General features: G+C 70.1%; 8 protein-coding genes. 5 read left to right on the forward strand and 3 right to left on the reverse strand.

The annotated features are described in order from the left end of the window. Window positions 1–412 precede the first annotated feature (412 nt). Complete coding sequence (locus tag ACFXI3_RS41415) at window positions 413–1624, forward strand: AMP-binding protein (protein ID WP_378407198.1); 1212 nt, start codon at window positions 413–415, stop codon at window positions 1622–1624. Here ACFXI3_RS41415 and ACFXI3_RS41420 read toward each other — a convergent pair. Both ACFXI3_RS41420 and ACFXI3_RS41425 read right to left on the reverse strand, forming a co-directional pair. Continuing rightward, window positions 1572–2159: a nitroreductase family protein gene (locus ACFXI3_RS41420; protein WP_344286361.1), complete on the reverse strand. Its 588-nt coding sequence runs from the start codon at window positions 2157–2159 to the stop codon at window positions 1572–1574. The two genes, ACFXI3_RS41415 and ACFXI3_RS41420, sit on opposite strands and share 53 nt — an antisense overlap. A 187-nt stretch (window positions 2160–2346) precedes the next feature. Continuing rightward, window positions 2347–3243 (reverse strand): helix-turn-helix transcriptional regulator, encoded by an 897-nt coding sequence (locus ACFXI3_RS41425; RefSeq protein WP_378407200.1) that lies wholly within the window; start codon window positions 3241–3243, stop codon window positions 2347–2349. Between the two features lie 434 nt (window positions 3244–3677). On the opposite strand from ACFXI3_RS41425, the gene ACFXI3_RS41430 reads away from it, so the two are divergent. Genes ACFXI3_RS41430 through ACFXI3_RS41440 form a run of 3 tightly spaced genes read left to right on the forward strand, consistent with a single transcriptional unit; the run spans window position 3678 to window position 5761 of the window. Beyond that, window positions 3678–5009, forward strand: coding sequence for an MFS transporter (locus ACFXI3_RS41430; RefSeq protein WP_378407202.1), 1332 nt, complete (start codon window positions 3678–3680; stop codon window positions 5007–5009). Then, window positions 5006–5323 carry a carboxymuconolactone decarboxylase family protein gene (locus ACFXI3_RS41435; protein WP_378407204.1) on the forward strand — a complete coding sequence of 106 codons (318 nt, stop codon included), beginning with the start codon at window positions 5006–5008 and terminating at the stop codon, window positions 5321–5323. The genes ACFXI3_RS41430 and ACFXI3_RS41435 overlap by 4 nt, the downstream gene beginning before the upstream one ends. Window positions 5324–5353: 30 nt before the next feature. Then, the gene (locus ACFXI3_RS41440; RefSeq protein WP_378407206.1) at window positions 5354–5761 is read left to right on the forward strand and encodes a cupin domain-containing protein; all 408 of its coding nucleotides are present in this window, start codon (window positions 5354–5356) and stop codon (window positions 5759–5761) included. A 24-nt stretch (window positions 5762–5785) separates the two neighbouring features. On the opposite strand, the gene ACFXI3_RS41445 is transcribed toward ACFXI3_RS41440, so the two are convergent. Further along, a complete protein-coding gene (locus ACFXI3_RS41445; RefSeq protein WP_378407208.1) occupies window positions 5786–6670 on the reverse strand; it encodes a helix-turn-helix transcriptional regulator in 885 nt (294 codons plus the stop codon). 138 nt (window positions 6671–6808) lie between these two features. Here ACFXI3_RS41445 and ACFXI3_RS41450 point away from each other — a divergent pair, with 138 nt between their 5' ends. Next, window positions 6809–8026, forward strand: coding sequence for an MFS transporter (locus ACFXI3_RS41450; RefSeq protein WP_378407210.1), 1218 nt, complete (start codon window positions 6809–6811; stop codon window positions 8024–8026). Window positions 8027–8074: the final 48 nt, after the last annotated feature.

Raw genomic sequence — 8074 nt, forward strand, 5'->3', positions numbered from 1 at the left:
AATTGTCGTCCCGGGTCGTGGGTTTGTGCCATTGAGGTGAGATTCGCGGCGAACGGATGATTTCGTTGCGCTGTTCGGGGTATGTCGCACTGCTCTGCCGAAGTTTCGCCGCAGGTGCGCCGTCCGGAGCCGAGGTCTGCCGGAAGGCCGCGCGTCGGGCTTCCCGGGAGAAAACGGCTGAATGCGGTACTCCCGCGTCCGGCGGCGGGCGGAGCCGGGGTGTCGGTCCGGTCTCTGGAATTATGTCGCTTCTCATGGTTTTCTGGCTGTATTGAAACATTTTCGTGTTGTCCGGATTTCCCGGATCGCGCCAGAGGGGAAAACATGAAGGTGGAGCCGGTGCTCTCGTCCGCGCTGAGATTCGGGTGATGCGGCAATGTCCGACGCCGCGAGTGCGAAAACGATTACCGTTATGCTTCTCCGGCAGGCGGCGAACCGGCCGGACGCCGTGGCCATTCGCGACCGGCTGGACGTCGTGACATACGCGCGGCTGGTCGCCGAAGCTCGCCGTATCGCGCGGAATCTGGCGGTGTCAGGCGCTCCTCCCGGCGGAATCGTCGCGGTGGCCGCCAAGCGCACTCCGGAATTGCCGCCGTTGCTGCTCGGAATTCTCCTGGCTGGCTGCGCGTACAGCGTCTTGGACGCGCACTGCTCCGAAACCCGGCTCGCCGCCTCGGTGTCCGCCCTGCGGCCGGCGGTCGTCACCGGCGACGCGGCCGGTGGACGTGCTCTGGCCGCGGCGTCGATCGACCACGTACCGGTAGAACGCCTCCGCAAGCCCAGCGACGGACCCGCGCTTCCCGACCTGCAGCCGACTGACCCGGCGACCGTGTTCTGGACTTCGGACTCGACGGCTGTTCTCTCGCCGCACCGGGCAACCACTCGGCTGGTCGCGGCGGGCGGATGCGTCCCGTTGGGTCCGGCCGCCGTCACGCTCTGCGCCGCCGCGACGTCGGGGACTGTCTTCGCCCTGGAACTGTGGGCGACGCTGTTGTCCGGCGGAACCGTTCTCCCGTACCGGAAAGATCACCTCGCGCCCGCCGACATCTCCGGCGGCGTCCGGCGCGGGGCGACTCATCTCTTTCTGGACTCGGCCCAGTTCGCCGCCGTCGCGGACGACGCTTCCTGTCTGTCCGGGCTGAGAGTCCTGACCGTCGGCGGCGACCGGCTCGACCCGGCGAGCTGCCGGGCCGTGCTGGCGGCCTGCCCGTCTCTGGCGCTGTACAACGCATACGGCGCGGTCGAAAACTGCGGGGTCGCAACAATCCACCGGGTTAGCCAGGCCGATCTCGACGCGGACGGCGGCATCCCGCTGGGCCGCGCGGTGGCGGGCACCAGCGTCGCGGTGTGGGACGGCGCCAAAGCGGTAGCAGCCGGTGAACGCGGAGAAATCGCGCTCACCGGCGACGGCTTGGCCCTAGGCAGCCTGCATGCGCCGGAACGCACCGCTGCCTTCCCGGAGCTGGACATCGACGGCGTGCCCCAGCGGGCTTACCTGACCGGCGACCGCGGCTGGCTCGACGAATCCGGCGTGCTGCGGCTCGCCGAACCGGCCGCCGCCGCGCGCCGGGTTACCACTGTCCGAAGTGGACAGTCTCGCTTTCCGGCTTCCGCCTGCGAGTAGCCGGGGAGGCTCCCGCCGAGATCTTGGCGTCGGCGTCGTATCCGATGGCGATCGCGCCGACCGGCTCGTGGCTGTCCGGCACGCCGAATTCGGTGCGCACCTTGGCGTAATCCTCCGCGCCGATGCCGAAATACACCGCGCCGAGCCCCTCGTCCACCACGGTCTGCAGGATCAGCAGGACGGCCATGCCGGTGTCGATGTACCAGAACGGCACCGGCCAGTGGTCCTCGCTGCGGTCGGTCCAGCCCTTGTCCGGCTGGGCGTAGCGGTCGAGGTAAACGTCCTTCACCGAAAACGGGATCACGATCACCGGCGCGGCTTTGAGGCCCTCGTCCAGCGTCCAGGACTCGAGGATGCCAGCGAACCGCCGCACGTCGTCGCCCTGCAGCACCAGAAACGCCTGCCCCTGCGAAAACCCGGCGGACGGCCCGCGCAACGCGTTGCGCATGATCCGCCGAAGGCTCTCCTCGGGCACCGGCTCGTCGGTGAACTTGCGCACCATCCGCCTGCGCCGCACGACTTCCTGAAACTCCATCGCTGCCCCCTGGAGGAAGTTTTCGGGCAACTGTAGCGGGTTTCCCGTGCCCGCGGCTTGATCGCGCCGGGGATTTCGGTGGCGAGGGGCCGGAGTGGTACCTCGGGCGCGGGCTTGTGTGGAGCGGCTTTCTGGCGTTTCGCCCGTGGCCCTTGGCGGTTCGGGCGGCCGCGGCGGTTCTCTGGCGCTAGCGGCCCGATCCGGCGGCGATTTCGGTCGCCGCCCAGCTGGCGAGGAGCCGGAGCGATTCCTCGGACGCCGTGTCGGGCGCGGCGGTGTAGGCGGTGAGGGTGAGGCTGGTGTCCGTGGTGAGCTGCATGGCCTCGAAGTCGAGGGTGAGTTCGCCGACCGCCGGGTGCCGGAAGTTCTTGACGCCGGTGCGGTGGAGGCGGACGTCGTGGGCGGCCCAGCGGGTGCGGAAATCGTCGCTGCGGGTGCAGAGTTCGCCGATGAGGTCGGAGAGGCTCTTGTCGTGCGGGTCGCGGCCGGCCTCGGTGCGCAGGATGGCGACGGACGTGTGGCAGGACTTCTCGTACTCGGGGAAGAAGTCATGGGCGGCCGGGTCGAGATAGCCGAAGCGGGCGAGGTTGGGCGGGGTGTGCTCGCCGGCGCGGGTCGGGCTGTCGAAGACGGGGGAGTAGAGCGCGCGGGCGAGCGGGTTGGTGGCGAGGATGTCGAGGCGGCCATTGCGCACGAACGCGGCGGTGGTGGTCATCGAATCGAGAATGCGCTGCACGATCGGACTGACGCGCTGCGGCGGCCGGCGCCGCTGCCCGCCGCTGTGGGGCCGGCCGGCGGAGTTGGCGGTGCGGGCGAGGTCGAAGAGGTAGCCGCGCTCGGCCTCGTCGAGCTGCAGCGCGGCGGCGACGGCGTCGAGAACGCTGTCGGAGACTCCAGCGAGGTTGCCTTTTTCGAGGCGGGTGTAGTAGTCGGCGGAGACGCCCGCGAGCAGCGCGACCTCTTCCCGGCGCAGGCCCGGGACCCGGCGATTGCCGCCGTAGACGGTCAGCCCGGCCTGCGCGGGCGTGATCTTGGCCCGGCGGGTGACCAGGAAGTCCCGGGCCTCGCTGCTCTTGGCGCTCATGCCCACCACGGTACGACGGGCCCCGCGCGCGAGGGGGGTTCTGCCAGGACCCGGAACGACGCGACCTGCCGAAACGGCGGGGAGCGGGGTTTTCTCGTGGGGTGAGTGCTTCGGATGTTCCCCGGGTTCGCGGGGTTGCTGCGACCACCTCGGTGCCGCTGCCCGCGAGCCTGGGGGATTTCGGCGGGCGGGGCTTGCTGCTCGAACGGGGAGCGGCTGCTTCGGGCACTGCCTGGCTGGGCAGGGTTGCTGGGGCGTTGCTCGCCGCGGTTCGAGGAGGTCGCGGCCTGTCGCGCGGGCGGAGGGTGGTGTCGTCTCGTGGGGCGGCTGCGTCGGCCCCTGCCCGGCCGGGCAGCGTTACCGTGACGTCGCTCGCCGCGATCCGAGGCGGGCGGGACTTGTCGCGCGGGCGGAGGGCGACACCGTCCAGCACCGTGGCTCCGAAGCCCGCCTCACCGAATGCCCGCGGCACCACAGCCACCCTGCTCGCGGCCCTCCTCGGCTTCTTCGTAGTCACCCTCGACGCCGTGATCGTCAACGTTGCGCTGCCCGCCATCCGGGCCGACCTCAGCAGTGGGATCACCGGCCTGCAGTGGGTCGTCGACGCCTACACCCTCGCGTTCGCCGCGTTCCTCCTCTCCGCCGGATCGCTCACCGACCGGATCGGGGCGAAGCGGGCGTTTGGCTGGGGGCTGGGCGGGTTCGTCGTGGCGTCCGCGGCTTGCGGGCTCGCGCCGTCGCTCGGGGCGCTCGTGGTGTTTCGGCTGGTGCAGGGCGCAGCGGCGGCGGTGGTGATGCCGTCGTCGATGGCGTTGATCGGGCAGGCTTATCCGGATCCGGTCAGGCGCGGTCGTGCGGTCGCGGTGTGGGCCATGGGCGGCGCGGTCGCGTCGTCGGCCGGGCCGGTGCTCGGCGGGGTGCTGACGCTCGCCAGCTGGCGGTGGATTTTCCTGGTCAACGTGCCGGTCGGTGCGGTGGCGCTCGTGCTGCTGGCCCGGGTCGCGCGGTCGGTCCGGCATCGGGTGCCGTTCGACTGGGCGGGGCAGGTCAGCGGGGCGGTCGCGATGGCGGCGCTGGTGTTCGGGGCGATCGACGCGGATCGGGTGGCTTTCGGGGTCGCGGTGGTCGCGTTCGCCGGGTTTGTCGCGGTCCAGGCGAAGGCGAGGCATCCGATGGTGCCGCCGGCGCTGATCCGGACCCGGGCGGTGGCGGTCGCGGTGGTGATCGGGTTCGCGTTCATGGTCGGCTACTACGGGATGCCGTTCGTGCTGAGCCTGTCGCTCCAGCAGCGGGGGCTTTCGGCGCTGGACGCCGGTGCGGTGTTCCTGCCGATGATGCTGGCCGGGCTGGTGCTGACTCCGCTGGTGCCCCGGTTGGTGGAGCGCGTCGGCGCGCGGCTCGTCGTGGTGACCGGGTTGCTGGTGATGACGCTCGGCCTCACCGCGGTCGCGCTGACCGCAGGCAGTGCACCGGTGTGGGTGACAGCGGCGCTGATGGTGCTGGTCGGCCTCGGCGGTCCGACGGTGATCCCGCCGGTGATCGCGGTGCTGCTCGCGGCGGTGCCGGGGAATCAAGCGGGGACGGCGAGCGGGGTGCTCAACACGAGCCGCCAGCTCGGCGGTGCGCTGGCTGTCGCGGTGTTCGGGGCGTTGCTCTCGGCCGGGATGGGGAGCGGGACGCGGCTCAGCTTGCTGCTCGCCGCCGGAGTCGCGGTGCTCGCCGCCTTGGCGGCCTACAAAGGACTGTCTGGAAAGGACAAAGAATGACCGAAGAGAAAACCGGCGCGGAGAAGATGTTCGGCGATTTCGCCCCGGCGCTGGTGCGGTTCACCGACGACGTGCTGTTCGGCCAAGTATGGCAACGTACCGAGCTGACCTCGAAAGAACGCAGCCTGGTGACCGTCGCCGCGCTGACCGCGAACGGCAACACCGGGCAGTTGGGGTATCACCTCGGCCTGGCCAAGGAAAACGGCAACACCGAAGCCGAGCTGATCGAAGCCATCACGCACCTCGCGTTCTACACGGGCTGGCCGCAGGCGATGGCGGCCATGGCGGTCGCGAAGAAGGTCTTCCGCGAATAAACCTCGCCACCGCGACGAAAGGACGATTCCATGGAACTCATCCCGGTCAACGACACCGCCAAGGCTCCCGCCGCGGCGTTTACCGGAGGCGTCTACGTCACTCCGATCAAGAAAGCGCAGGCGCCGTCGAGGCTGATCGCCGCGCTGGTCCGGTTCACTCCGGGAGCCCGCACCAACTGGCACTCCCACGCCAACGGCCAGACTTTGCACGTCACCGAAGGCGTCGGCTATGTCGTCAACCGCGAGGGCCAGGTCATCCGGATTCGGGCCGGCGACACCGTCTGGACCCCGCCTGGCGAGGAACACTGGCACGGCGGCGGCGAGACCACCTGTATGGCCCATGTCGCCATGCTCGAAGGCATCGACGACGGAGACGGCACCACCTGGCTCGAACCGGTCACCGATGAGCAATACGCTGCCGCGCAACAGAAAAGCTGACCAGTAGCTATCTATTAAGGACAGTCACTTCGCGGTGTGAGAAGTCTCGGTGGGTGCTGCCTTCCAGCTGGCCAAGACCTTCAGCCGTTCCTCCGAGGTGCTGCCCGGCTCGGCGGTGTAGGTCGTCAGATCGTGCATCGCCCGCTGGCCCAGCGGCAGTTCGAGCGATTGATACGTCAGTTCGAGCAATCCGACGTCGGGATGCTGGAGCCGTTTGACGCCCTCGTGCCGGATCCGGACGTCGTGCGCGGCCCAATGATCGCGGAAAACCGGGCTGACCGTGGAAAGTTCGCCGACGAGTTCGCGCAGGGCCCGGTCGTGCGGCTCGCGCCCCGCCTCGGCGCGCAGCAGGGCGACGGTCGCGCTCGCGGCAGCGTCCCAATCCGGGAAGAACTTCTCGGATTCGCGGTCGAGGAAGAGATAGCGGGCGATGTTCGCCCGGCCGTGCTCAGCGGTGGCCGGGCTCTCGTACACCGGCGCGTGCAGGGCCCTGGCCAGCGCGTTGCTCGCGACGATGTCCTGGCGTCCATTGCGGACGAAGGCCGACGACAGCGTCATCGAGTCGAGCAGCCACTGGATCCGGTCCGGGACCCGCACGTCCTTGCGTCGCGAGGACGCGCGCCGGGCGGGCCGGGCGGCGCGGGCGAGGTCGAACAGGTACGTGCGTTCGTCGTCGTCGAGCCGCAGGGCCTTGGCGACCGCGTCCAGGACTTCCTCGGACACGCCGCCGATGTGTCCTTTCTCGAGCCGGGTGTACCACTCGGTGCTGACCCCGGCGAGCACCGCGACCTCCTCGCGGCGCAGGCCCGGGACCCGGCGGCGGGCGCTGGTCGGCAGGCCCACCTGCTCGGGCGTGATTTTCGCGCGGCGACTGGCGAGGAAGTCGCGGATGTCGGCACGGTTGTCCATTCCCTCACGATAAGCGCCGTCCGGCTCCGGAGGGGGGTTGAGCCGGCACCCCCGCAAGCTCGACCTTCTTGCGCGCGGCCCGCGCGGGTGTAGTGGGCAGTGTCCGCGAAACGCATTCATCCCGACACGAGGTTCGCCATGCCCGACGAAGCCGCTCCGGCTTCTTCCCGTCTGCCGCTGGTCGTCTACGTCCTGGCAGTCGGCACTTTCCTGATGCTCACCACCGAGTTCGTGGTGGCCGGCATCCTGCCCGAGATCGCCGCCGATGTGCGGGTGGACGTCGCGAAGGCGGGGTTGCTGATCACGGTGTTCGCGGTCGGGATGATCGTCGGCGCTCCGGCGATGGCGATGCTCACGCTGCGGCTGCCGCACCGGCTGACCCTGATGCTCGCCCTGGCCGTGTTCGCCGCGGGACACGTGATCGTCGCGCTGAGTTCCGCGTTCGCGATGCTGCTCGCCGCCCGGTTCCTCACTGCGTTGGCGACCGGCGCGTTCTGGGCGCTCGCCGCGGTGGTCGCGACCCGCGTGGCTCCGGCGGGCACGAGTTCGCGGGCCGTCGGCGTCGTGAACGCGGGCGGCATGCTCGCGACCGTGCTGGGCGTCCCGCTCGGTGCGCTCGCGACGCAGTTTTTCGGCTGGCGCGGCACTTTCTGGGCGCTGGCGGTCCTCGCGGTCGCGGCGATCCCGCTGATCGTCCGGCACGTGCCCGCGAGCGGCGACGCGCACCAGGCGGTGTCGATCCGGGCGGAACTGCGGGCGCTCCGGTCTCGTCGGCTGCTGCTCGCGCTGGCGGCCTGCGCGGCTACGACCGGCGGCGTCCTCGCGGCGTACTCTTACCTCGCCCCGCTGCTGACCGGCCGCGCGGGAATCGCGGAGAACCTGGTGCCGCTCGTGCTGGCCGGATTCGGCGCGGGGTCGCTGGCCGGCTCCATCGGGGGCGGCCGGCTCGGCGACACCCATCCGCACGCGGCCACGATCGCGGCGCCCGCGGTGACTGCGCTCGTGCTCCTGGTGATGTGCTTCGTTGCCAGTGCGGCGGTGCCGACCACGGTTTTGGTTGTCCTGCTGGGGTTCTTCGGGCTCGGCGCGAATCCGATTCTGATCTCGCTCGCCGTTCGCTACGCCGATCACGCGCCGACTTTGGGGTCTTCGCTTAGCGTTGCGGCTTTCAATCTTGGGACCGCGGTCGCGTCGTGGGTCGGCGGGGCGGCGCTTGAATCCGGGCTCGGGACTGTCGGGCCGGTGGTGGTCGGGGCCGTGATCTCGGCCATGACTCTGATCCCGGTGATCGCGCTGTGTTTAATGGCGCCGAGTTTAATGGCGTCGACTTCGTCGTCGCGGCGGGATCGCCTTTAAGTCGGCGTGCGGAGGGGCAGTGCGCCCGGCCCGGGGGGCCGTGCACAC

Origin of the sequence: Amycolatopsis sp. NPDC059235, from assembly GCF_042754125.1 — a bacterium.
Classification (GTDB): Bacteria; Actinomycetota; Actinomycetes; order Mycobacteriales; family Pseudonocardiaceae; genus Amycolatopsis; species Amycolatopsis albidoflava.